Below are 24743 nucleotides of genomic sequence, written 5' to 3' on the forward strand. Positions count from 1 at the left end.
GGCAATGAGGATTAATCCTCATTGCCTCTTCATTTATCCTTGCAATTCTTTTTTGATGTTCTCTGTTAATGTAGCCATACGCTTACGGCTTTCTTCACGCTCACGCTTGTTTTGCTCTTCAATTTGTTGTGTTTCTTGCATACCTCTTGAAATAATGTTCCAAGTTTCCTCAAGCGTTTCCATCTTAATACTAGAAGAACCTGATAATCTCGCTACTTCTACACTTTGCGTTGCGATATTTTGTGCATTTTTCTTAAGTAATTCATTTGTACGACGATCAAGCTCAGCCATAGAATCTGCAACAAGTTTTTGACGCTTCGCATTTACCGCCTGAATGATACCATTTTTAAAGATAGGAATCGTCGTAATAAATGCTGTATTGATTTTACCAATTAATTTATTATTACCACGTTGAATCATACGAATTTGTGGTGCTGTAAGTAACGCAACCATACGTGCTTTTTCTAAATCATCAATACGCTGTTCTAAAATTTCAACAGAGTTTTTAAGCGATTCTAATTCAATACCTGCTAATTGATCATTATTACGTACACGCTCTTCATACATCGGAACTAACTCTGTATTTAAACGCTCTAATAACATTTCTCCTGCTACTACGTATTTTTCTAAGTCTAAATAATATTTTAAGTTTTGCTCATATAAACCATCTAACGTACCAATTGATTTTTTCATTTCATCTTGATACTTCGTAATTTCCACATACACTTTATCAATTTCACGGCCCATCGTTTGATATTTGCTAAAGATTTGTTCAATCATTTTATCCGCTTTTTTGAACATACGTGAGAAGAAACCGCTTTTCTCTTCCGCAAAGTCTTTGCTATCAAATCGGTCCATAATTTTACCAAGTTGTTTTAATAATTCACCAGAATCTTCTATCTTTGATAATGACATCGTATGTAAAATTTGATCAGCAAAACGTGAAATTTCCATAGAAGGTTCTTTTCCAAGTTCAATTAATTCTAATTGATCTTTAATATCTACCGCATTATAAATACGTTGTACATCCGCATCTTGTCTAAGTTGCAATCGAACATCTTGTGCTGTTTGCTCATTTAATTCTGTTTTCGAATCTAGTACGACTGGGTTATTCATATGGTATTCTCCCTTTCCTTATAAAAATGGACGAAATAGTCCTTTTATTGTTTGTGATAAATTTTTATAGGCTGATGAACCATGAAACTCAAGATCGAAATTAACTTCTTCAAGCCAATGTAAATCAAATGCCCCCGCTTCAATATATGGTTCAATATCGTTTCTTCCCGTTGGATTGAAATGGAATACATCTACTCCAATTTGATTTAAAAATAGTAATAAAACAGCATCAGAACGAGTTAACTCTCCACTCTTCTCATTATTAAATATAACAATTTTCGGTACATCTTGTGAATAATCAAATTTCTCAAGCTGTTCTAAAATATTCGGTGGTATTTGAGAAAGTTGCGCGAAAACATATAGCGCTACATCTTGTTTCGTCTCTTTTGCAATTGGTTTACACATTTCGCTTTCACACGTATGGATAATCGCTTCTGCAATACCATGTTGTAATCCTTCTGGCAATCGTTTATGCGGCCACCAATGACTGTTCATAATTAAATCTGGATGCAATTTTCCCCCGCGGTCTAATGCATCTCGATAATGGTATTGGAAATTTGCTTTCTGTTCTTTCGTAAACGGAAATGCATTAATTAATAAACTGTTATCAAATGATGTAACAGCCTTTAATCGTTGAAAATACTCTTTATCATTCTTTGAAACACCTGATATTTTCGCAAATAAAGAAGGGATATAAATGTGTTTATTTTCAACAAAGAATGTCGGGCGTACAAACGCCTTTTCTTTCGTAATTAAAAAGAGTTCATCATATGTTGTTTTTAATGTACGAGCTACAGGCGTATAGGAACGAAATTGCCATGGCTTGTACAGCAGTGAATTATCGTGGTGAAGTACTTGCTCAATTTCTTTTGAAGCTTGATACGCTACTGTTGCTACACGCTCACGGCGACGATCTGGAAATGGTTCAAGAGAAATGCGACCTGGATGAGACACAATAAAGGTCCTTCCCTCTTCATCGACATTCTCAAATCCATCTTTTCCTTCTGGGTGATAATAAAGCACATCACAGCCGAGCATAATAAGAAAATATAAGAAATATATACGGCTTTCCTGTGCATCACCGTACCAAACGATACGCGGCATTTGTTTCTTATAGTTAATCGTAGAGAACCACTTCGCTACGTAATTTTCGCTTAATTTAATCATATCGATTAAGAAACGACGGAAGCCTTCTGTCTTTAAAGATTGATTATGTTGTTTCTCATATAATTTCAATACAGAAATAAATGTCGTATGTATATAATGTTGTAAATCCGGATTGTCTACTTTTGGCAAAAGTTGTTTCCCAGATAAGTGCGCCACTAGCCTATTTACTGTTAGACCATTTGGTGCTTCTTGATGTAATCCGAACACTTCTTGAATATGACGAAGTTTTTCCGAATCGATCACTTTGTTTAAATTTTGTTCGTGTAAAACTTCGATTCCTTTCGCTTCACTATAATCAAATAATTCATTAAAATATTCATCTACATCATTAGGAACGCCAAGGATTCGACATGCTATATAACTAAATTTCATCTCATTCTCTGTCAGCTCATATTGTGGACGTTTTTCTAAAAGTGTTTCAAATTGCTTTAAATCTGATTCATCTTTTAATGCATATGGTTGAAGTGTAAAACGTGAAAACACAACAGTTCACCTCCAAAAACATTTACTTTTTTCTAAGTCTTCTTTCTATTATAAACTATTTTTGGTTATAAAAAATGGGCGCTCGTAAAACGAGCAAACCCATTTCAATTATTTATTGTCTTCCTTAGTAGCTGCAACTTCTTCTTTAGCTTGTCCAGAATTCTTCATGTAGTGAAGTATAAATGTTGCTCCAAATGCTACAACTAAAATAATGAAGAACAATGTATGACTTACTTCAATATGAATAACAGACAGTAACATTTTTGCTGCAATAATCAAAATTAAAATATATGCTGTCGTTTCAAGTTCTGGAATACGCTCTAACAATTTTAAGAATACACCAGCGATACCGCGCATCATTAAAATACCGAGCATCCCACCTAATAATAGAATCCAAACTTCATTTGATACACCAAATGCAGCAAGTACGCTATCTACAGAGAATGCGATATCCATTAATTCAACCATCGCAACTGTTCCCCAGAAGACACCAAACATTCTGAAGAGAATACTGTTTTGGTTCATACCATGAGCTTCCTCTTCTTCTGCATTACCTTTTCTTTTATCAATGAAGTATTTAACTGAAAGCCACGCTAAGTAAAGTGCACCTAACACTTTTACCCATGCTAATTTAATTAAGAACATTCCAATTCCAATTGCAATAAATCGAAATACATAAGCACCAATAAGTCCATAGAATAATGCTTTTTTACGTTTTTCTTCCGGAAGGTGTTTTACCATTACCGCTAATACAAGTGCATTATCAGCAGATAATAACCCTTCAAGTACAACAAGTGTACCTATTAATCCCCAAGATACTGGATCTTGCAACACTTTAATCCACATGTCCAAGTCGAAAAACTGAGCATACGTATCAAGGATTCCTTGCAAAATACTCATCTTACCTATATCCCCTATTCTTTGCTAGATTTATAGAAAGGTCAAAAAAAGGAAACGAATATCGTTTCCTTTCTATGCATCCAAGCCATACGCTCTTACAAGCGCACCTAAACCACCTTGGAATCCACTTCCTACTGCATTAAACTTCCACTGTCCATTATGACGGTATAATTCACAAAAGACAACCGCTGTTTCAATGGAGAAATCTTCCCCTAAATCAAAACGAAGAACTTCTTCATTCGTTTCTTCATTCGCTAAACGAACGAAGGCATTTCCTACTTGTCCAAAGTTTTGACTACGGCCTTCCGCATCATAAATCGTAACTGTAATAGCAATTCTATGCACATCTGCTGGAACTTTCTTTAAGTCCACAACAAGTTGTTCATCATCGCCTTCACCTTCACCTGTGCGGTTATCCCCTGTATGTAGAACAGACCCACAAGGAGACTGTAAATTATTATAGAAGATAAAATCAGTTTCCTTCGTACATTTTCCGTTGGCATCTAATAAAAAGGCAGATGCATCTAAATCGAAATCTGATCCACCATCATAAGATTTAATATCCCAACCAAGACCAATTACTGCTTTTGTTAAGCCAGGGCTTGTTTTACCTAAATCGATTTTCTGTCCTTTTTGTAACTGAATGGCCATGTATATTCACCTCTATATTTTAATCTTTAAAAATATATCCATTAGCAAATATATATTTACTAATGGATAGCTAAATCTATTACTCTACATCTAAACCGAAATTGTTACATAGAGACGCTAATCCACCTTGGAATCCACTTCCGATTGCATTGAACTTCCATTCACCTGCATGACGGTATAATTCACCTACTACAACCGCTGTTTCAATAGAGAAATCTTCTCCTAAATCGTAACGAATTAACTCTGCATTCTTTTCTTCATCTAAAATACGTACGAAAGAATTAGAAACTTGTCCGAAGTTTTGGCTACGACCTTCTCCATCGTAAATTGTGATTGTAAAACAAATACGTTCAATATGTGCAGGTACGTTTTTCAAATCTACTTTGATTGACTCATCATCGCCTTCACCTTCGCCAGTTCGGTTATCTCCTAAATGTTCTACAGCACCATTCGCACCTTTTGGGTTATTATAGAAAACAAAATCTTCTGCTCCTGAAACTTTACCGTTAGCACCTACTAAAAAGATACTAACATCTAAATCAAAATCAGCTTGTCCATCATAACGATTTGTATCCCAACCAAGTCCTACAAGAACTTTTGAAAGACCTGGATTCGTTTTTGTTAAGTCTACCTTTTGTCCTTTTTTCAATGAAATTGATGCCATATACAATTCCTCCTCGGTTTATTTTATTGATAACGTGATACAATCTCACTTAAGTTTTTATCTTGTGTGCCTTCCCCAACAGCTGAAAACTTCCATTCACTTCCGTGGCGATACATTTCACCTGCAATTAGAGTCGTTTTGCCAGCATAATTATCCGATAAATTATAGCGTGCGAATTCTTCACCAGTTTGCGGGTTTTGAATACGAATATATGCATTACGAATCATCCCGAAATCTTGACGACGATTTACACAGTCATAAATATTTACAACGAATACTAAACGATTAATACGGCTTGGAACTTTATGTAATTCTACGAAAATTGTTTCGTCATCACCAGCGCCTTCACCTGTTAAATTATCTCCTGAATGAATAATACTACCACAAGTAGAAAGCTTGTTTCCGAAGTAAACTAAATCGTTTTTATTTAAAAAACGATCCCCTTCTAACATAACAACAGATGCATCACAATCTACATTTGGTTTACTTCCAAATAATGAAGACAGAAACCCACCTGATTGCCCAATTGGATCCCAGCCTAAGCCAACCTGTAGTTTTGCTACTTTTGGTTGTCCTTTCGTTAAATCGATCTTTTGACCTTTTTCTAAAATAATAGGCATGCAGTTTCTCCCTTTCTACAAAGCATTTTCCAAATCGGAAAATATTGTATTCTTCCCTTATATTGTAGCATTATTTACCTAGTGATAAAAAGGATAAATTCTCAGTTATATGAAAACATTCATATAATTTACTTATGATGATGTAAGAAGTGGTAAATAGCACCAACCATTCCTGCACAATTACCGTTTTGCGCAAGTTCAATCTCACAAGTACTATAAATCTCTTTATTTAAGTATTTACTGACCTCTTCTTTTACTTCTTTTAAAAACTCATTTCCTCTAGCGGTAATTCCTCCACCAATAATAATTGTTTCTGGATTAAAAATATAAGCAAGATTACTAATTCCAATCGCTAAATGTTTAAAGAACACCTCAACTACTTGCGTAACTTCCCTATCTCCTTTATCATACAGTTCGAAAATCGTTTTCCCATTCCAATCACCTTCTCCTTTATATTTTCGGACAAGATGAATTAACCCTGAAACGGAAGCGACCTCTTCAAACGCTTTTCCTTCTATTAACATATTTCCCCATTCACCAGCACTAAACGAATGCCCTCTATATAACTCTCCATCTATAAAAATTGCTCCTCCAATACCAGTTCCAAGGGTGAGCATAATAAAGTTTCCTTTCTCTCTTCCACTACCATTCCACTTTTCTCCAAACGCTGCACAATTCACATCATTATCAATGGATACAGGAACTTTTAATACCTCTTGCAATCTATTAATAATAGGAATCGTACTATAGCCCGGAATATGATCCGCCCCTCCCGTCACAACCCCTTTATTAACGTCAACAATTCCCGCAGTACTAATACCAATTCCCCAAACCTTATGTTCCCCCATTAATTTTTTTGATAAAAGAATGAGTTTTTGAATGATTTGTTCTCCGCCCAAATGAATTTCTGTTGGAACTGTTTTATGCTTTAGTACTGTTCCTGTTTCTGAAACAATTCCATATTTAATGTGTGTACCACCAATATCAAATGCAATATACTCTTTCATCTGCTGTCACTTCCTCTACTGTAATGAGTGTAAAATTCTCACCACTCTACTATTCATAAAGAATTTACACTAACTCTTTTCTCTCTTTAGAAATACACCACCTTTTTCTATATATAGTTTTTTTTGCATAAAACTCTTTTTCCTATGAAATATTACAAAAGGATGTATTTTAGATGGAATATTAATTTTTCAGGAGGAAATCAATGACGAAAATTTTCATTTTAGCATCAACTCTTTCTTTATCTTTCTTTAGTGGATTAAATATCGGTAATGCAGCAACAGAAAACTTCTCTCCAATAACAAACGCGGTTGTACAAAATAACGATCATTTCGCAGAAGGTAACTCAAAAGATAATAACAAACCACCAGGAAACGGTGGTTCTCAGGACGATAGTGGTTCTGGTGACAACGGCTCTGGCGGCAATGGCTCGGGTGGCAGTGGGTCTGGTGGCAACGGCTCTGGCGGCAATGGCTCTGGTGGCAATGGCTCTGGTGGCAATGGCTCTAGCGGTAGCGGTTCTGATGGCAGTGGCTCTGGTGGCAATGGCTCTGGTGGCAATGGCTCTGGTGGCAATGGCTCTGGCGACAATCATGGTAAAGGCGATAGCAGTTCTCAAGGAGGAAATGGCTCTCAAGGTGGCAATAGTTCCAAAGGTGGTAACGTAAAAGATAACGCGAAAAAACAAGGCGATAAGTTACCTAATACGGCAACACATTATCCTGCATCTATTTTAATGGGACTTTCAACATTCCTAATCGGTATGTTACTATTTATTCGCCGCAAAAATGCAAAATAAAAACACATTCTTCCATCTAAAAAATACATGAAATAAATTATAAAACTAAAAGGACTTTGGATTGCATTTTTTTATGCACCCAAAGTCCTTTTCATTATCTATCAAAAAGAGCATTAATACGCTTTTCCCCAATACACCATTTGTTTAGCTTCTTTACCACAACAAACACATTCATCAGCTAAATGTTCTTGTTCAAAAGGCATACAGCGAGAAGATACCCCAACTTCTTCTTTTAGTTTCTCTTCACAAGCTAACTCTCCACACCACATTGCTTTAATAAACCCTTGCTTTTCATCCGCTAATTTTTTCATCTCTTCAAAATTCGCCACACTATACGTATTTTCATCACGAAATACTTTTGCTTTATTAAATAAAGAGTTATGAATTTCCTCAAGTAGTGCTGGAATGCGTTCTTCTAATTGATCCATTGATATAAACTCTTTTTCTTTCGTATCTCTTCTTACGAGTACAACTTGATTCTTTTCAATATCTTTAGGACCAACTTCTAATCGAATTGGAATACCTTTCATTTCATACTCATTAAATTTCCAACCTGGTGTTTTATTACTAGCATCTATTTTTACTCGTGCAACCTTTTGAATATGTCCTTGTAACTCTATCGCTTTCGCCAAAACTCCTTCTTTATGCTGCGCAATCGGTACAATAACAACTTGCACTGGTGCGACTTTAGGAGGCATTACAAGCCCATTATTATCACTATGAACCATAATAAGTCCACCTATCATTCTCGTTGATACGCCCCAAGATGTTTGGTGTACATATTGCCACTTACCGGTACGATCTAAAAATTTAATATCAAATGCTTCAGAGAAATTCGTTCCAAAGTTATGGGATGTTCCTGTTTGAAGTGCTTTCCCATCATGCATTAAGCTTTCAATCGTATAAGTTGCCTTTGCTCCCGCAAATTTTTCTTTTTCTGTTTTTTGTCCTTTAATTACCGGTATCGCTAAATAGTCTTCACAGAAAGAAGCATATAGATTTAAAATATTTAACGTTTCAGCTTGAGATTCTTCTGCTGTTTCATGAATTGTATGTCCCTCTTGCCATAAGAATTCTGTTGTGCGAAGGAATGGCCTAGTTGTTTTCTCCCAACGAACTACTGAACACCACTGATTATATAGCTTTGGCAAATCATTATAGGATTGCACAATTTTTGAAAAGTGCTCACAGAATAAAGTTTCAGATGTAGGGCGTATACAAAGTCTTTCTGCTAACTTTTCATCCCCGCCATGTGTCACCCATGCTACTTCAGGAGCGAATCCTTCTACATGATCCTTCTCTTTTTGTAATAAGCTCTCTGGGATAAACATTGGCATATACACATTTTCATGACCGGTTGCTTTTAACTTCTCATCCATAACTTTCTGCATATTTTCCCATAAGGCATAGCCGTACGGGCGTAGAATCATACATCCTTTTACACTTGAATAATCAACAAGTTCTGCTTTTTTTACAATATCTGTGTACCACTGTGCAAAGTCCTCTTCCATCTTCGTAATCGCTTGTACTTGTTCTTTTGCCATAGTCCGTCTTCCTCCTTCTAGAAAATACAAAAAAGCCCGCGTCCCTAAATAGGGACCGAGCTTTGCCGGCGTTACCACCCTGATTCATGCACAAAATTGCGCATGCTCTCTTTTTGATAACGGGAAATTCCCGCTGCATATGCAGAACGCAAAGGTAGGTTCCATGTTGTCTTTTTAAGAATCTTTCAGCCTGACGGATTCTCTCTCTGCTAAAAAGGTTGAACATATACTAGTCCTTTTTCATCGTTATAACAAAATAAATTTGTTGAATATCATAATATAAATTTCACTTCAAAACAAGAGTGAATTTTCTTATTTTTATATATTCTTTTCATTTTTTGCAGTTTTATACGTAGCTTTTTCGTGATATTTTTAAAAGTTGATGTGCAATCATACCAATAAGTGTACCAAGTAGGACGAAGAAACCAATAAACCCATACCCCATTCCTTCCCATCCACCAATAACCATCATTGTAACAGGAAAGGATGCTAAGCAAAGAAGTATTAAACTAAGTGCAAATATAATATCAAACTGCTTATTTGGAAACCGTTTCTTTAGTAAATACGAAATAGCAAATACAAGAATAATCGTAATTCCGCCAATGATGTAAAAGATACTAAATCCATCTAGCAGATCCACAGTATTCCCTCCTTTCATTCATTCCCTTATACTTAATTATATGTTTAACTTTTCTGAAAATAAATAATAAATTTTATTCAAAAACATATTTTTATTACTAGGTATTAATAGTAATATATAGTAATAGGTTTTATATAATTAGGAGGATTGCTTTATGGATAAAGCATTAACGAATCGTGTCATCATTTTATCATTCGACTGTTTATCAGCTTTAGATTTTCCTATACTACAAAAATTACCTTACTTCCAATCTCTAATCAAAAAGGGCACGGTTGTCGAAAAAGTAGAACCAATTTATCCTTCTGTAACATACCCAAGTCACTCAACAATCGTTACTGGAAACTATCCTAATAAACATGGCGTAGTTAGCAATACGTTATTTCAACCTGGGCGCCAGTCACCAGATTGGCATTGGTACCGAAAATCCATTAAAGGAACAACGTTATACGATGAAGCACATAAAGCAAATTTAACGACAGCTGCCCTGCTATGGCCTGTTACCGGCAGAGCAAATATTGATTACAATTTACCAGAAATCTTTCCAAATAGGCCGTGGCAAAATCAAGTTTTAGTTTCATTATTTAGCGGTAGCCCGCTGTATCAATTAGATTTGAATCGTCGTTTCGGCCATATACGAAATGGGCTGTCACAACCTGAACTCGATGATTTCGTACTTGCTTCTGCTGTGCATACAATCCAGACGAAAAAGCCTAATGTTATGTTCGTGCATTTTACTGATTTAGACACTCAAAGACACTATCATGGCTTTGAATCCAAAGAAACAATAGCTGCAATTCATAGACATGATGAGCGACTAGGGAAAATTATTCAAGCTTTAAAAGACAGTGAACTATACGAAGAGAGCACTATTATCGCTCTTGGTGACCATAGCGCTTTAAGTGAAAACAAAGCCATTCAATTAAATGTACTATTTCATCAAAAAGGGCTTATCTCTATAAATTCAAAAGGAAAATTAGTAGACTGGAATGCTTATTGCCAAAGTTGCGATGGGTCCGCCTATGTATATGTGAAAGACAAAAATGATACGGATACAATTCGAGAAATACAACTACTCCTTGAAGAACTGCTTCAAAATAAACAAAACGGTATTGAATTTATACTTCATGATGAGGACGCGAAGGAATGTGGTGCAGATGGTAATTGTTTATTTATGTTAGAAGCGCGAGAAGGATATTATTTCACTGAAAACTATACAGGAGATTTTATAAAAGACATTACTGAAAAAGATGTTACGCCTAGTAAAAAATATACATTTGGTACGCATGGATACTCTCCAACAAAACCTAACTATGAAACAATTTTTATAGCTGCCGGGAAAGGGATAAAAAGCGGCATTACCATACCATATATGAGACTTATTGATGAGGGCCCAACTATCGCTAGACTACTCGGTTTACACTTAGGTGAAACAGACGGATCAATTGTAGAGGATTTACTCCAATTGTAAAGAACTGTGTATATATGTAAAAGTTATGTAAAAATCATCACTGTTTCTCTTTTTATAATTTTTATTTTTGTACACTGTTAGTAGAACTAATTTAAGGGGGAACACTATATGAAAAAAATGTCCAGACAAGAAAAAAGCTGGATATTATACGATTGGGCGAACTCGGTATATTCGCTCGTCATTACAACTGCATTATTCCCAATTTACTTTAAAGCAGCTGCAAAAGAAGCTGGACTATCTGGTGCAACGTCAACAGCATACTGGGGATATGCGAACTCATTCGCTACACTTTTAATTTCTATACTTGCCCCTATTCTCGGCACAGTTGCTGATTATAAAGGATTTAAAAAACGATTTTTCACGTTCTTCTTTGGACTCGGTATTGTATTTACAAGTATGTTAGCAGTCGTCCCAACATCTCAGTGGTACTTATTACTAGGATGCTATATGCTCGCATTAGTCGGTTTTGCTGGAGCAAACATTTTTTATGATGCATTTTTAGTAGATGTCACTTCTGAAGATAGAATGGATCGAATTTCTACGAGAGGTTTCGCTTTAGGCTATATTGGGAGTACTATTCCATTTATCGGTTGTATCGCTCTTATCATTCTTGCTCAAAAAGGAACTATCCCTTTATCAGTCGGCATTGCTAGTCAAATTTCATTCGCGATAACCGCTCTTTGGTGGGGACTATTCACAATTCCAATGCTGAAGAACGTAGAGCAAACACATTATATTGAACGTCACCCAAAACCAATTGCAATGAGCTTCAAACGCCTTGCTGATACTTTTAAAAATATTAAAGAATATAAAACGGTCTTTATGTTTCTAATCGCTTACTTTTTCTATATTGATGGGGTCGATACAATTATTACTATGTCTACCGCTTATGGAACAGATCTCGGCATTAGTGCAACGAATCTATTAATCATCTTATTCGTCACACAAATTGTAGCTTGTCCATTTGCTTTATTATACGGAAAATTATCAACAACATTTACAGGTAAAAAAATGCTATATGTCGGTATTATTATTTACATCATTATCTGCATATATGCTTATTTCTTAAAAACCACACTCGATTTCTGGATTTTAGCAATGCTAGTTGCTACTTCTCAAGGCGGTATTCAAGCACTTAGTCGCTCCTATTTTGCAAAACTAGTACCTAAAGAATCTGCAAATGAATTCTTCGGATTTTATAATATATTTGGGAAGTTCGCCGCGATTATGGGTCCAGTATTAGTCGGTGTTACAACGCAATTAACAGGAAAAACAAACGCTGGTGTTCTTAGTATTATTGTATTGTTTATTATCGGTGGATTTTTATTAACTAGGGTCCCTGAAAATAATACATCCGTTACACCACCTAATCCGAAAACTAAAACGCTATAAGAAAAAGATCCTCTTCATGCAAGAAGGGGATCTTTTTTATCTATAACGTCTTACAATTAAAAACTCAACAGCCGGCTTTACAACTATCGCAGCACATAACGCAAACAATAACGGTATGTTATGAAAATCAATCCATCTATTAAACCCTACCGATGCGAAAAACAAGCCAAAAATTAATACAACGAGTACATAATATGTAACATTGGCACTTGTTTTTAATACATGTTTTTCTAAATCCTCTTTCTCCTCAGTATCCCCTTCGACGCTATGTGATGCCAAACTTTTAAATAGATAATGTAACGCGATGCTACAAATAAATAGTGCATACCAGTTTACTTGAAGTTCAGTTAACCAATAGTAAAGTGCAAACACTAACGTACCTATAGCCACTAATATAGTAACGAAAAGGCTTATTTTCTCTTTCCCCAACAACTACTCCCCCTACTGCTTGTACAAAAATAGTTTATCAACAGTTGTTCCTAATACTTCCGCTAAACGAAAAGCTAACGCTAAGCTTGGATCATATTTATTATTCTCAATTGCATTTATCGTCTGTCTAGAAACCTTACATTTATCAGCTAATGCGCCTTGTGAAATATTATTTTCAGTGCGTAATTCATAGATTTGATTTTTCACATCATTTCTCCTAACCTGTAAAATCGTTTTTACATCATCAGTATATAATTGGCTCATATAGTTGTCAAAAGTTCGCCAAAGAAAAAGGGAGCACTTCTGCTCCCTTACAATAGTTATTTCGACGCTAACGAATTTGTTAGTTCCTCTTTATTAGTGACATCTTCTTTCTTTATTTGCATGCGTAGAACTGGCCCTATTGCTAATAAAATAAGTGCCATTGCTATACAAAATACTGTAACTATTGAGGTCAGCTCCTTCAATCCTCCAGCTATTGAAGTTCCAATTAACATTGCTCCCATAAACAGCGGTAAAATTGTTCCATTTACTCTTCCAACTATATTTTCTGGTACAAGTTGAATCATAAGCGTACCGACAACGATATTAACACAGGCTAAACAAATACCTGTTCCAAATCTCATGAAACTAGTAATCCAAAATGATGTAGATAGCCCTTCTACTAAAAATGACATCGCTAATATGCCCATACCGAATACGAACATCTTTTTCGGGTTCACTTTTGAAGCGAAAATCGCAGCAACAATACCACCAATTAACATACCTATTCCATCAGCTGCAGCTAAATATTGAACTGCTTCCTTTTCCATTCCAAGGCGTTCTATTACAAGAAACACTTCTAATGGCGTTGTTAATCCAACAGCTAAGCCCATAATGGTGAAAGTAATTGTAATCATACATAAATTTTTCGTATGAAGAACGTATTTCCAACCCTCTTTTATATCATTTTTTAATGAATCTCTTGCCACTTGCTCTTGTTCAACCCATTTCGGTAAAAATGAAAGAGCGATAGCAGATAACAAAAATAAAATGATTAAGCTATATAGTGACGTAAATAAACCAAGTTGTGTATACACAAGTGATCCTACCACTGGTCCAAAAATCATAAATAATGACTGTAATGTTTGGTTAAATGCAATCGCATTCGCTACCTGTTCTTCCTTTACGTAGCGCTTAAATATACGCGAAGATGATGGTTGGGAAAACTGGCCTACAATCGCGGAAATGAGTGTTGCAAAAAATATGGCCTGCCAATAATCCAGTTTTAACAACAGGACAATTCCTATAATAGACATTACACTTAATACATCTCCAGCGACCATTGTTCTTTTCGGATTCCAGCGATCAGCTAGCGCACCACCGATAAACGAGAAAATAAAAATAGGTGCATATTCCATAACCGATAACAATGAAACGGAAACTGGATCATTATTCGTTCGCTCCATTATGAAATATAGAAGGGCCATATTTCTAATCCAAATTGCAAATTGTTGTAAAATATCAGACGCCATAACGAGCATAAATGCTCGGTTTTTAAATAAAGCGTTCATTTTCATTCCCCTTTCATAAACCGACCGTTCGGTCTAATTTATTTTGTAAGAAAAGCAACTGACCTATTATTCAGCTGCCATTCCTTTTAACAATACATCTATCGCCTTTTTATAAATACGTTTCAGCTCTTTATAATCTAACTCGTAATAAAGTACTCCAAGCCCTGATAATAATCCATTCACAATATACATAAGATCGCGCGTATTATCTTCACGAAACTCTCCAGACTGTATGCCTGCTTCAATTAATGTCTCAAACATAACATACGATTCTCTAGTTAAAGCTAACATTTCATCCAAAGTTTCTTTGCTTACAACTTGGCTCATAGAAAATTCTTCTATTGCATTAGAAATAGGTTGTTGTATATCCTCTACATGATATTCTGCTAAGGCATACAATTTCTCAGTGCTAGTACTATACAACTTCTCTTTTTCATTCCATTTTTCAAGCCAATCATACGTATGCTGTTTTACTACAAATAAAAATAATTCTTCTTTACTTTTAAAGTGATAATAAATACTTCCTTTACTTCGCTCTGTAATTTCACAAATCTCTTCCATAGATGTAGCTGCATAGCCCTTCTGTGAAAACAGACTTTCTGCTTTATATGCAATTTCTTTCTTTATCTCTTCTGCACTTCTTCTCATATTCACACCTCTTTAAACCGACCGTTCAGTCTAATAATAACAAATTAAAAACCTCTATTACAAGAGGCTATATTTCTTATTTAAGAAAACGTACTCTCAAACCACGTTCGAATCATATGTATAATTCCAATTTTAAATCCTAATTTAACAAGAAATACGCCTCCCGCAGCTAATAAAAATAACATTACTTTCCCCTTGTTTTTCACTTTCGGCTCCCTTTTCATTTCCATTCCCCTTAGTATATTAAAAATATTTAAACAAACGTTTGTTTAACTGTTTTTATGCATATGTAAGCCAACTAATTAAACGTTTGTTTAAAATAAGGCGCATTTTCATCAATCACCGCCACCTCCGCCACCATCGCAGCTGCCTCCGCTATCTCCACCGAAAGATCCTCCACAATCATGTGAACCTCCATGCGAGCTATCATTATCAGATCCCGCAAAGAAAAATAATGGTGATGAGTTGTTAGATGAGTTATGAATGTTATTTTGTTTTGTAAGATTTACCTTCTTTTTGTTTGATCGAACTGCTGTTAAGATTGTTACAACTACAACAAATAATAGTATAAAAATAATAAATTCCATATAAAAGCCTCCCTTATTCCTCGAATAATTGAAAGGTTCTCTCTAGATTTTCAAGCGAAATGAAGCGCGATTCACGGAGAATCTCTTTTCCATTATGAAATAATAAAATTGTCGGTCCAGTAAATACTGCATATCGCCCTGCAACCTCTTGCATGTCTTGCAGTAATATCTCTATTTTCTCTACGTAATCATAGTTCTCTAATACGTAATTTACTTTCCTTAACATGACATCACAAACACCACAATTTTCCGTTTTAATAAACAGAAGTACTAATTGTTGTTCTTCAATATATGTTGCTAATTCTTCTATCGTTTCAAATTTTTTCATCTTATCCCTCTTAACGTAGTTTATGAAATACTTTATCTTGATACATACGAAATGCTGAACTATCTTTAATCTTTCTTTTTTCCATTACTTGCTGAAAACGTAGCGTTTTTGCCGTTAACTCTTCTTTTAATTTTTTTCTCTCTTCTTCATCATAACAGCAAGCAATTAAATCCTCTATTTTTAATATATCTTTTTGTAGTTCCATTTCTGGAGGAATCATGCCCGCATTTTTTAAAATTTTATAACTCATTCTAAGTTCTGGAGGTACCATTGAAAGATCTTCTAATTGTAGTGGTTTTCCTTTTCCCGGAATATTATCGAGATCACCATTCCGTATTGCTTTTCGAATTTTTTCTTCAGCAATATTCAAAAACACATCCACACTATTCCCTCCTTTACATATTTTTACTATTATTTTACATGAAATTTCATTATCTTGCTACGCTATTACAAATTGACCTCATACAATTTTTTCTCAAATTTAACTCCAAGAAGCCCTTTCCTCTCTAATCGATATTTTATTTTCATGTGTAATCTGTATTAGAGCCATTTCATATTGAGAAAGTCTTTTCGAATTCAATAAAGCGTTTACACCAAATCTTACATTTGCTACGATTTAATCAGCTTCAGCTCCTTGTATAGACTTCGTGATGTCTGATCATTTTTATCTAGATTCATTTTGATTTATTGGCGAATGCCTTTAAATATATCTTTTATTTTGAAAGGAGAAATGGCTATGAAATCAAAAAAATTCACACTGCTATTACTATCCCTACTACTCTTCTTACCTCTTTTTCTCACAAACTTTATTACTCCCAATGTCGCATTAGCAGATTCACAAAAGCAAGGTCAAAAAATTGTTGGGTATTTTCCTTCATGGGGCATTTACGGACGTAATTATCAAGTTGCAGACATTGATGCATCAAAGCTAACTCATTTAAACTATGCTTTCGCTGATATTTGCTGGAATGGAAAACATGGAAATCCTTCTACTCACCCTGATAATCCAAATAAACAAACGTGGAACTGTAAAGAATCTGGTGTACCACTGCAAAATAAAGAGGTCCCTAATGGTACTCTCGTACTCGGTGAGCCATGGGCTGATGTCACAAAATCTTATCCTGGCTCAGGTACAACTTGGGAAGATTGTGATAAATACGCACGCTGCGGAAATTTCGGCGAACTGAAACGATTAAAAGCTAAGTATCCTCACTTAAAAACAATTATTTCCGTTGGTGGCTGGACTTGGTCTAACCGCTTTTCTGACATGGCCGCTGATGAAAAAACAAGAAAAGTATTCGCTGATTCTACAGTCGATTTCCTACGCGAATATGGATTTGACGGCGTTGATTTAGATTGGGAATATCCAGGCGTAGAAACGATTCCTGGTGGTAGTTATCGCCCTGAAGATAAGCAAAACTTCACCCTACTCCTTCAGGATGTTCGAAATGCATTAACGAAAGCTGGTGCAGAAGATGGTAAACAATATTTACTAACAATTGCATCAGGTGCAAGCCAACGTTATGCTGATCATACAGAGCTAAAGAAAATCTCTCAAATACTGGATTGGATTAATATTATGACATATGATTTCCACGGTGGATGGGAAGCTACTTCTAACCATAATGCAGCTCTATACAAAGATCCAAATGACCCAGCAGCGGATACGAATTTTTACGTAGATGGTGCAATAGGCATTTATACAAATGAAGGGGTTCCAGCAGATAAACTCGTATTAGGTGTACCATTTTACGGACGCGGGTGGAAAAGTTGTGGAAAAGAAAATAACGGACAATACCAACCTTGTAAACCAGGTAGTGATGGAAAGCTCGCTTCTAAAGGTACTTGGGATGACTATTCTACCGGCGATACAGGTGTGTACGATTATGGTGATTTAGCAGCTAATTATGTTAATAAAAATGGCTTTGTTCGCGGATGGAACGATGTGGCGAAAGTACCTTATTTATATAATGCAACTACAGGTACATTTATTAGTTATGATGACAACGAATCTATGAAATATAAAACAGACTATATAAAGACAAAAGGTTTAAGTGGCGCAATGTTTTGGGAGCTTAGTGGTGACTGTCGCACAAGTCCAAAATATAGTTGCAGTGGACCAAAATTACTTGATACGTTAGTAAAAGAATTACTAGGTGGACCTATTACTCAAAAAGATATTGAGCCACCAACAAACGTAAAAAATATTGCTGTAACAAATAAAAATTCAAACTCAGTTCAATTAAACTGGACGGCATCTACTGATAACGTAGGAGTTACGGAATATGAAATTACTGCTGGAGAAGAGAAGTGGAGTACAACAACAAATAGCATTGCAATTAAAAACTTAAAACCTAATACAGAATACACATTTTCAATAATAGCAAAAGATGCTGCTGGAAATAAATCACAGCCTACTTCTATTATTGTAAAAACAGATGATGCTAACACAACACCTCCTGGTGGAAATAGCAATGCTACCTTTTCAGTCACTTCAAATTGGGGAAGTGGTTACAACTTCTCGATTGTAATTAAAAATAGTGGAACGACCTCTATTAAAAACTGGAAATTAGAATTTGATTATAACGGCAATTTAACACAAGTTTGGGATTCTAAAATTAGTAGTAAAATAAATAATCATTACGTAATTACGAATGCAGGATGGAATGGTGAAATTCCTCCTGGTGGATCGATTACAATCGGAGGAGCAGGAACAGGCACTCCTGCTGAACTTGTAAATCCATCCATTAGCGAAAACTAAACGTAACTTCCAATAATTATTTCACTAAAGTTTGAATTTAGGTTTGATTCCTCTCTCCTAAATTCAAACTTTTAATTTTATGAAAAATCACAAAGAAACATTATAATAACCTATTATAATTATATTTAGTTTTCAATATGAAGTTCGTGTGAAGTTCATCTGAATTTTACATGAATTTCCTTTAAGCTCTATTGTCTTCCTATACTAATCACATTATCCTTTACATATAGGAATTATTTTCATTCCATTTCAAACTATCTACATATATATATAAAGATAGTCGCCTATTAGGGAAAGGCATCTAGTATTATTATAAATATAAACATAACAAAAGAAAAAGCACGCTTATAAGCGCACCATAAGAGTGCTTCTTCATACAATTCTCATGTAAGAGTTCTCGAAAATCATGTTAATCACAAAGAAAAGGCATTAGCTTATACAAGCTAATGCCTTTTCTTTATTCATATTGTTCAGCGTTCCATTCTTCTATATTCCACACTTTTGTTATCCATGCTTCATAAAAAGAAGGCTCATGTGATACAAGTAAAACGGTTCCTTTATATCGTTGTAGCGCTTCCTGCAACGCCTTCTTTGTTTCTATATCCAAATGATTAGTTGGTTCATCTAAAATTAAAACATTACTTTTCTTTACGATAAGTTCACATAAACGTACTTTCGTTTGTTCTCCTCCGCTTAATAAACGAATAGGTTTTAATACATGTTCTTCTTGCAATCCACACTTTGCTAATGCTTGGCGCACTTCTTTCTTTGTCATGTCTGGTCGCTCTACCCAAACTTTCTCTAAGGGTGTTGTTTCTGAAGCAAACTCTTCCTGGGCAAAATACGCAGGATTTACTCGTTCTCCAACAGAAATTGAACCGCTTAGCGGCTTAATTTGACCTAATAATGTTTTTAACATCGTCGTTTTTCCAATTCCATTATGACCAATAATCGCTATCTTTTCTCCTTTTTTCACTTGTAAATTCAACTCTGGACATAAAGGATCACTATAACCTATCCTTAGTTTCTCAGCTTGCAATATACGACTCACCGGCTCCTCATAAACATTGAAATCAAAACGGGATCGAGTTACAGAATGAATCTTTTCAATCCTTTGCATTTTCTCTAATACTTTCTCTCGACTTTTAGCCTGTTTCGCTTTTCGAATTTTATTTTTTTGAATAAATATTTCTAACTGAGAGATTTCTTTTTGTTGTTTCGCATACGCCGATTGTAATTGTTTCTTTTGCACTTGGTAACTTTGCACAAACTTTTCATAGTTTCCTACGTATCGCTTCACTTTTCCTCCTTCTAGATGAAAAATAACATTTGTAATACTGTTCAAAAATAATTCGTCATGCGAAATGATTACATAAGCTTTTTCATATAGTCTCAAATATGATTGCAACCATTCTATATGAGCTGTATCTAAATAATTTGTTGGCTCATCTAGTAATAAAACATCAGCTTTTTCTAAAAGAAGCTTCCCAAGTAATAACTTTGTTCGCTGTCCCCCACTTAACTTCGATACATCCTTTTTCAAACCTATTTCAAATAAACCTAAACCGATTGCTACTTCTTCAACTTCTGTATGAATGTGATAGAAATTAGAGCTTTCCAATATAGTTTGTAATTCTCCATACTTTACTAACAGTTTTTCTACTTCTCCTGCTCCATTCATTTCTTCAGCAATTTTTAACATTTCGTATTCAATCGCATACAAATCAGCAAATGCACTTTGCAAGTATCCCTCAATTGTCATCCCTTCTTGTAAATCCATATGCTGCTGCAAGAAACCTACCTTCACATGTGGAAACCATTCAATGTTCCCATCATCATGTATAAGTTCTCCTGTTAAAATCTTTAACAATGTTGATTTTCCGATTCCATTTCCCCCTACTAACCCAACATGCTCACCCTTCAATATTCGAAAACATGCATTATATAAAATGGTTTTCTCACCATACGAATGACTTACATTTTCTACCGTTAATATACTCATTATTTTCTCTCCTTTACTTATGATTCATAAGCTAAATAGAGAGAGCAACAGTATAAAGCCTTATTTAATTGTGCATATAAAAAATGGGTAAGGTGAATACACCTTACCCATTACATATTATCGTAAGAAAGGATTAAGGTTCTTTACCTGCTGTCTTCAATTTAGCTTAATCGATAAAAATGGGCAGACTTCTCCCATATCAAGCTAAAACCATTTGAAGAACAGTTGATAAAGTCATTTTATCCTTTCACTCCTTTAACATTTGTTATATTAAGAGTATAAACTACTCTGTTATATTCTATTCTCTACTTTTCTTTTTGTTCCTTCCCCATGTTATCGTTTTCTACATAAATTTCTTTATACATCTTTTCTAATGCATATGGACTTGTAAAGATGAGCGTTAACGATTTCCACATATAAATTCTTCTCTGTAATTCTATTCCGTATCCTTTACTCACCATACTTTTCACTTCTGAAATATGGTCTTCAGCTTGAAATTGTTGTACAGACTTCAATTCACCCGTTTTAAAATCTGTTAAAAGACCTATCACAACTCGTCCGTGTTCCTGTGATCTTTCTTCTAAATCAAACTGAATTGAATGAACAAAACCTAAAACGTGAAAAATTTGAGCATGTAAACCAACAACAGCACGCTGTTCCATTAAATTGTAGCACTCTCGTTTTAGCACCTCTACCATTTCCAAAGGATTTCTATCAACTTTCATTTTGCCGACAAACATAATTTTTACAATATGAGCGACTGCCCCCATACTTTTTAATACACTCTCTAGAATTTCTACCGCGTCTTCTACATAACCATTTGAAATTATGGAATGAATAAATTCATCTAATACCGCTTGAAACTTTTTAATTAAATGTAAATCACGTAACTCCGGAACATCTTTTCTCAATTGATCTCGACCTTGAACCCACTTTAAAATTTCTGTCATTTCTTCTTCTTTTAATTCATGATGTTCCATACCATACTTCATTAATAAAATATGATTTTTTAATACAGCTTTTCTTTCTTCAAGATTATCTGCCGTTAATTCATCCACTATTTTCTCTATAGTTTTCATCTTTCTCCCCCTATATAAAAAAAAGCCTCTTAACAGTAATTATACCAAAAACTGTTAAAAGACTTTTTCTATTTTTTCATATAAGGAGCTAATACTCTCAAAATTTCTTCCTTATCCTTCTTTAACTCAATTGATGTTAACATATCCATCGTTCTCGGCCTAGGTAATTTCACTTGTACCTCACCAACTATTGATGCTGGTCTTTGAGATAAAATAAATACGCGATCCGAAAGCAAGATTGCCTCATCTAAGTCGTGTGTAACCATAACGATTGTTTGCTTCTCTTGGTGCCAAGAGTTTAAAAGCCAGCTATGTACTTCCATTTTTGTAAAAGCATCTAATTTACCAAAAGGCTCATCAAGTAACATAATTGGCTTTTCACATAAATATGTGCGCAGAAAACTAATTCTTTGACGCATCCCTCCAGACAATTCATCTGGGTAATGGTCTGCATATTCATCTAGTTCAAACTGCTTTAATGCTTCCATTCCTTCTGTCAGCCTTTGTTTTTTCGGCTTCCCTTCAATTTCTAACGGAAGAACGATATTTTGTAAAGCTGATCGCCACGGTAGTAATAAATCCTGTTGCGGCATATAACTTACAACATCTTGCTCTTGTATGTGCTTATCGTTATACGTTACACTTCCACTTGTTGGATTTTCAACATTTGCGATCATATTTAATAGTGTGCTTTTCCCGCAACCACTCGGTCCTACAAAGGAAACGAACTCTCCCTCTCGTATAGAAGCACTAATATTTGCTAATACATTCTTTCCATCGAAAGATTTCACAATATCTTTTATTTGTAATCCACTCATTTTTCACTTGGAAGGAACTCATTTGTAAAGGCATCTTTCACATCAATTTTCTTCTTAATAACTTTGTTATCATATAAGAAATTCATGTAATTCGTCCAAACTTCTTCCTTCTGTACTCCCCACGCTTTTGCATCATCTTGATACTTCGTACTTAACCATTTTTGACTTTCTTGTACTAAATCTTTATTTACATCTGGAACAGCTTTAATTAAAATATCAGCAGCTTCTTTCGGCTCTTTAATTGCGAAATTATAACCCTCTGTCGTTGCGCTCATAAACTTTTTCACAAAGTCTTTATCTTGCTTCGTATGTTTTTCACTAGTAATCATAACAGGACTATAGAAATCAAGCGCTGGATCTAAGTCTTTCACCATAATCGTATTTAACTCTTTTCCTTGGCGCTTCGCTTCAATTCCATCCCATCCATAATAAATCCATTCAAAATCTGCATCACGACCAATTGATTTAAAGAAATCTGTTTGTCCTAAAATGATTTTTTCAACTTTATTAAAATCAGCTTGGTGCTTATCCATAATAGTCTTTAATGTCGCTTCTTCCGCTGGTCCTCCCCAGCCACCGTAACGTTTCCCTTCAAAATCTTTCGGTGACGTCATATTATCTTTCTTAAGCGATGCAAAAGCTGAAGTGTTATGCTGAATAATCGCCCCTACAGATACAACAGGAATACCTTCCACACGAGCCAACGTTACATTTTCTTGTGCGCTTATTGCGAAGTCAGCTTTTCCTGAAGCTATCATTTGCTCCGCCGTCACATTATCACCAGGCTGAATGATTTCTACATCTAAGCCTTGCTTTTTATAATAATCTTTCGCTTGTGCTACATATAAGCCGGTATGATTCGTATTCGGAAACCAATCTAATACGACTTTTACTTTTTGATCTTTACTTGCACTTTCTTCTTTCTTCGCCGGATTACATCCAGCCACACCTACTGCTAATAAGGCAGCTAGCATAACTTTTAAACCTTTTTTCATTTTCTGCCGTCCTTTCTATATATCCATGGTGCTGTTATTCTTGCCATAAACTCTACGATAAAATACAGACATAATGTCACCATTACAATAATCGCTGCAACACCAAATACTCGGGCTGTTAAAAAGGATTTCGTAGCCCTTGTAAGCATAACTCCTAATCCTTCACTGGCACCGAGCCATTCTCCAATAATCGCTCCCATTACGCTATATGTAACTGCAATTTTTAAACCTGAGAAAAAATATGGAAGCACTGCTGGAAACTTTACTTTCTGGTAAACTTGCCATTTCGTTGCCTTCATCGTTTGCAACAACTTCAACATATTTTTATCTACCGTTTGAAAACCTTCTAAAATGCTAAGCGCAATCGGGAAGAAACAAACGAGTATGACTACCATTACTTTCGGTAGCATTCCATATCCAAACCAAATAATAAATAACGGTGCAAGTACAACGATTGGAATCGTTTGCGAAATAACAAGCAACGGGTTTATTAAAATACGAAATAAAGGGATAACGTCCATAAGAATTGCAATGCTTGTCCCAATTAAAATCGCAAAGAACAGTCCAATTATAACCTCTTGCAGTGTTTGCATCGTATTCGGTAATAGTAAATCTTTCATTCCAATTAATTCTTGAACAATGGCAGAAGGCTTCGGTAAAATCCACGGTTCAATTTTAAATAATGAAACAGATCCTTCCCATATCGCAATGAGAAGGATAAGCCAAATTGTTGTAATTATTTTAGATTGCTTCTGGTTTTGCATATTCATCACGGTACTTCCAAACTTTTTCATCTATCGTTACACCAGTGCTTGGACGATAGTGGATTTTAATAGAAGTAATCACTTCTTCAGCTCCAGCATCCACACAAGCTTGTTGCGCACGTTTAACGACATCAAGAAGTACATCTAATTCTCCTTCCAGCGTTGTTTCCATTGCCCCTACTTCATAACGAACTCCCGATTGTTGCACAACTTCAATTGCCTTATCAACAACAGAATATACATCTTTTGTTTTTGCTTGTGGTACTACTGAAAATGACATTGTAACTTGTTGTGACATAATAAAATCCCCCTTATGAAATTAAATTTTAA

General features: G+C 35.1%; 27 protein-coding genes and 1 other annotated feature. Of the genes, 4 read left to right on the forward strand and 23 right to left on the reverse strand.

Going from position 1 to position 24743, the window contains the following annotated elements; translation table 11 throughout:
* Window positions 1–33 precede the first annotated feature (33 nt).
* The 7 genes from MR147_RS19075 to MR147_RS19105 form a co-directional block, all read right to left on the reverse strand.
* Window positions 34–1116, reverse strand: a complete 1083-nt coding sequence (locus MR147_RS19075) for a toxic anion resistance protein (protein ID WP_001064413.1) — start codon at window positions 1114–1116, stop codon at window positions 34–36.
* A gap of 18 nt (window positions 1117–1134) precedes the next feature.
* Entirely contained in the window at window positions 1135–2766 is a 1632-nt protein-coding gene (locus MR147_RS19080) for a YceG family protein (protein ID WP_242304632.1), read from the reverse strand.
* A 108-nt stretch (window positions 2767–2874) separates the two neighbouring features.
* Window positions 2875–3666: a TerC family protein gene (locus MR147_RS19085; protein WP_000025695.1), complete on the reverse strand. Its 792-nt coding sequence runs from the start codon at window positions 3664–3666 to the stop codon at window positions 2875–2877.
* A 72-nt stretch (window positions 3667–3738) separates the two neighbouring features.
* The gene (locus MR147_RS19090; protein WP_001007534.1) at window positions 3739–4317 is read right to left on the reverse strand and encodes a TerD family protein; all 579 of its coding nucleotides are present in this window, start codon (window positions 4315–4317) and stop codon (window positions 3739–3741) included.
* A gap of 79 nt (window positions 4318–4396) precedes the next feature.
* Window positions 4397–4981 carry a TerD family protein gene (locus MR147_RS19095; protein WP_000146723.1) on the reverse strand — a complete coding sequence of 195 codons (585 nt, stop codon included), beginning with the start codon at window positions 4979–4981 and terminating at the stop codon, window positions 4397–4399.
* A 23-nt stretch (window positions 4982–5004) separates the two neighbouring features.
* On the reverse strand, window positions 5005–5601 hold the full coding sequence (locus tag MR147_RS19100; protein WP_001121583.1) for a TerD family protein: 597 nt from the start codon (window positions 5599–5601) through the stop codon (window positions 5005–5007).
* Between the two features lie 128 nt (window positions 5602–5729).
* A complete protein-coding gene (locus tag MR147_RS19105; protein ID WP_242304633.1) occupies window positions 5730–6608 on the reverse strand; it encodes an ROK family protein in 879 nt (292 codons plus the stop codon).
* 203 nt (window positions 6609–6811) lie between these two features.
* On the opposite strand from MR147_RS19105, the gene MR147_RS19110 reads away from it, so the two are divergent.
* The gene (locus tag MR147_RS19110; RefSeq protein ID WP_242304634.1) at window positions 6812–7405 is read left to right on the forward strand and encodes an LPXTG cell wall anchor domain-containing protein; all 594 of its coding nucleotides are present in this window, start codon (window positions 6812–6814) and stop codon (window positions 7403–7405) included.
* A gap of 113 nt (window positions 7406–7518) precedes the next feature.
* Here the strand turns inward: MR147_RS19110 and proS are convergent, their stop codons facing one another.
* Window positions 7519–8949, reverse strand: a complete 1431-nt coding sequence (proS, locus tag MR147_RS19115; protein WP_136445547.1) for a proline--tRNA ligase — start codon at window positions 8947–8949, stop codon at window positions 7519–7521.
* Between the two features lie 47 nt (window positions 8950–8996).
* Window positions 8997–9202: a binding site (T-box leader), on the reverse strand.
* Between the two features lie 93 nt (window positions 9203–9295).
* A complete protein-coding gene (locus MR147_RS19120) occupies window positions 9296–9589 on the reverse strand; it encodes a YesK-like family protein (protein WP_139302790.1) in 294 nt (97 codons plus the stop codon).
* A 154-nt stretch (window positions 9590–9743) separates the two neighbouring features.
* Between MR147_RS19120 and MR147_RS19125 the strand changes: the two genes are divergently transcribed.
* Both MR147_RS19125 and MR147_RS19130 read left to right on the forward strand, forming a co-directional pair.
* A complete protein-coding gene (locus tag MR147_RS19125) occupies window positions 9744–11057 on the forward strand; it encodes an alkaline phosphatase family protein (protein ID WP_242304635.1) in 1314 nt (437 codons plus the stop codon).
* Window positions 11058–11165: 108 nt separating this feature from the next.
* Window positions 11166–12449 (forward strand): MFS transporter, encoded by a 1284-nt coding sequence (locus tag MR147_RS19130; RefSeq protein ID WP_000738818.1) that lies wholly within the window; start codon window positions 11166–11168, stop codon window positions 12447–12449.
* Window positions 12450–12485: 36 nt separating this feature from the next.
* Here the strand turns inward: MR147_RS19130 and MR147_RS19135 are convergent, their stop codons facing one another.
* The 8 genes from MR147_RS19135 to MR147_RS19170 form a co-directional block, all read right to left on the reverse strand.
* A complete protein-coding gene (locus tag MR147_RS19135) occupies window positions 12486–12878 on the reverse strand; it encodes a hypothetical protein (protein ID WP_242304636.1) in 393 nt (130 codons plus the stop codon).
* A gap of 12 nt (window positions 12879–12890) precedes the next feature.
* Window positions 12891–13142: a helix-turn-helix transcriptional regulator gene (locus MR147_RS19140; protein ID WP_242304637.1), complete on the reverse strand. Its 252-nt coding sequence runs from the start codon at window positions 13140–13142 to the stop codon at window positions 12891–12893.
* 56 nt (window positions 13143–13198) lie between these two features.
* A complete protein-coding gene (locus tag MR147_RS19145) occupies window positions 13199–14431 on the reverse strand; it encodes an MFS transporter (protein WP_242304638.1) in 1233 nt (410 codons plus the stop codon).
* Window positions 14432–14497: 66 nt separating this feature from the next.
* Window positions 14498–15079 (reverse strand): TetR/AcrR family transcriptional regulator, encoded by a 582-nt coding sequence (locus MR147_RS19150; RefSeq protein WP_101167831.1) that lies wholly within the window; start codon window positions 15077–15079, stop codon window positions 14498–14500.
* A gap of 80 nt (window positions 15080–15159) precedes the next feature.
* Entirely contained in the window at window positions 15160–15303 is a 144-nt protein-coding gene (locus tag MR147_RS19155; protein WP_000817976.1) for a hypothetical protein, read from the reverse strand.
* Window positions 15304–15414: 111 nt separating this feature from the next.
* A complete protein-coding gene (locus MR147_RS19160) occupies window positions 15415–15666 on the reverse strand; it encodes a hypothetical protein (RefSeq protein WP_242304639.1) in 252 nt (83 codons plus the stop codon).
* A gap of 13 nt (window positions 15667–15679) precedes the next feature.
* The gene (locus MR147_RS19165) at window positions 15680–15994 is read right to left on the reverse strand and encodes a thioredoxin family protein (protein WP_074608160.1); all 315 of its coding nucleotides are present in this window, start codon (window positions 15992–15994) and stop codon (window positions 15680–15682) included.
* A 10-nt stretch (window positions 15995–16004) separates the two neighbouring features.
* On the reverse strand, window positions 16005–16376 hold the full coding sequence (locus MR147_RS19170) for a DnaJ family domain-containing protein (RefSeq protein WP_073543758.1): 372 nt from the start codon (window positions 16374–16376) through the stop codon (window positions 16005–16007).
* 354 nt (window positions 16377–16730) lie between these two features.
* Between MR147_RS19170 and MR147_RS19175 the strand changes: the two genes are divergently transcribed.
* The gene (locus MR147_RS19175) at window positions 16731–18755 is read left to right on the forward strand and encodes a glycosyl hydrolase family 18 protein (RefSeq protein WP_242304640.1); all 2025 of its coding nucleotides are present in this window, start codon (window positions 16731–16733) and stop codon (window positions 18753–18755) included.
* Between the two features lie 457 nt (window positions 18756–19212).
* On the opposite strand, the gene MR147_RS19180 is transcribed toward MR147_RS19175, so the two are convergent.
* From MR147_RS19180 to MR147_RS19205, 6 genes are all read right to left on the reverse strand, one after another.
* The gene (locus MR147_RS19180) at window positions 19213–20757 is read right to left on the reverse strand and encodes an ABC-F family ATP-binding cassette domain-containing protein (protein ID WP_242304641.1); all 1545 of its coding nucleotides are present in this window, start codon (window positions 20755–20757) and stop codon (window positions 19213–19215) included.
* Between the two features lie 305 nt (window positions 20758–21062).
* The gene (locus tag MR147_RS19185) at window positions 21063–21836 is read right to left on the reverse strand and encodes a hypothetical protein (protein ID WP_242304642.1); all 774 of its coding nucleotides are present in this window, start codon (window positions 21834–21836) and stop codon (window positions 21063–21065) included.
* A gap of 68 nt (window positions 21837–21904) precedes the next feature.
* Window positions 21905–22654, reverse strand: a complete 750-nt coding sequence (locus MR147_RS19190) for an ABC transporter ATP-binding protein (protein ID WP_000016062.1) — start codon at window positions 22652–22654, stop codon at window positions 21905–21907.
* Window positions 22651–23649, reverse strand: a complete 999-nt coding sequence (locus tag MR147_RS19195; RefSeq protein ID WP_000715551.1) for an ABC transporter substrate-binding protein — start codon at window positions 23647–23649, stop codon at window positions 22651–22653. The genes MR147_RS19190 and MR147_RS19195 overlap by 4 nt, the downstream gene beginning before the upstream one ends.
* Complete coding sequence (locus MR147_RS19200) at window positions 23646–24419, reverse strand: ABC transporter permease (protein ID WP_001057157.1); 774 nt, start codon at window positions 24417–24419, stop codon at window positions 23646–23648. Before MR147_RS19200 ends, MR147_RS19195 begins: the two co-directional genes overlap by 4 nt.
* Window positions 24391–24711, reverse strand: a complete 321-nt coding sequence (locus tag MR147_RS19205; RefSeq protein ID WP_000082906.1) for an MTH1187 family thiamine-binding protein — start codon at window positions 24709–24711, stop codon at window positions 24391–24393. The genes MR147_RS19200 and MR147_RS19205 overlap by 29 nt, the downstream gene beginning before the upstream one ends.
* Between the last annotated feature and the right edge of the window lie 32 nt (window positions 24712–24743).

The sequence above is a fragment of the Bacillus cereus group sp. BfR-BA-01350 genome (genome assembly GCF_022663775.1).
GTDB lineage: Bacteria > Bacillota > Bacilli > Bacillales > Bacillaceae_G > Bacillus_A > Bacillus_A paranthracis.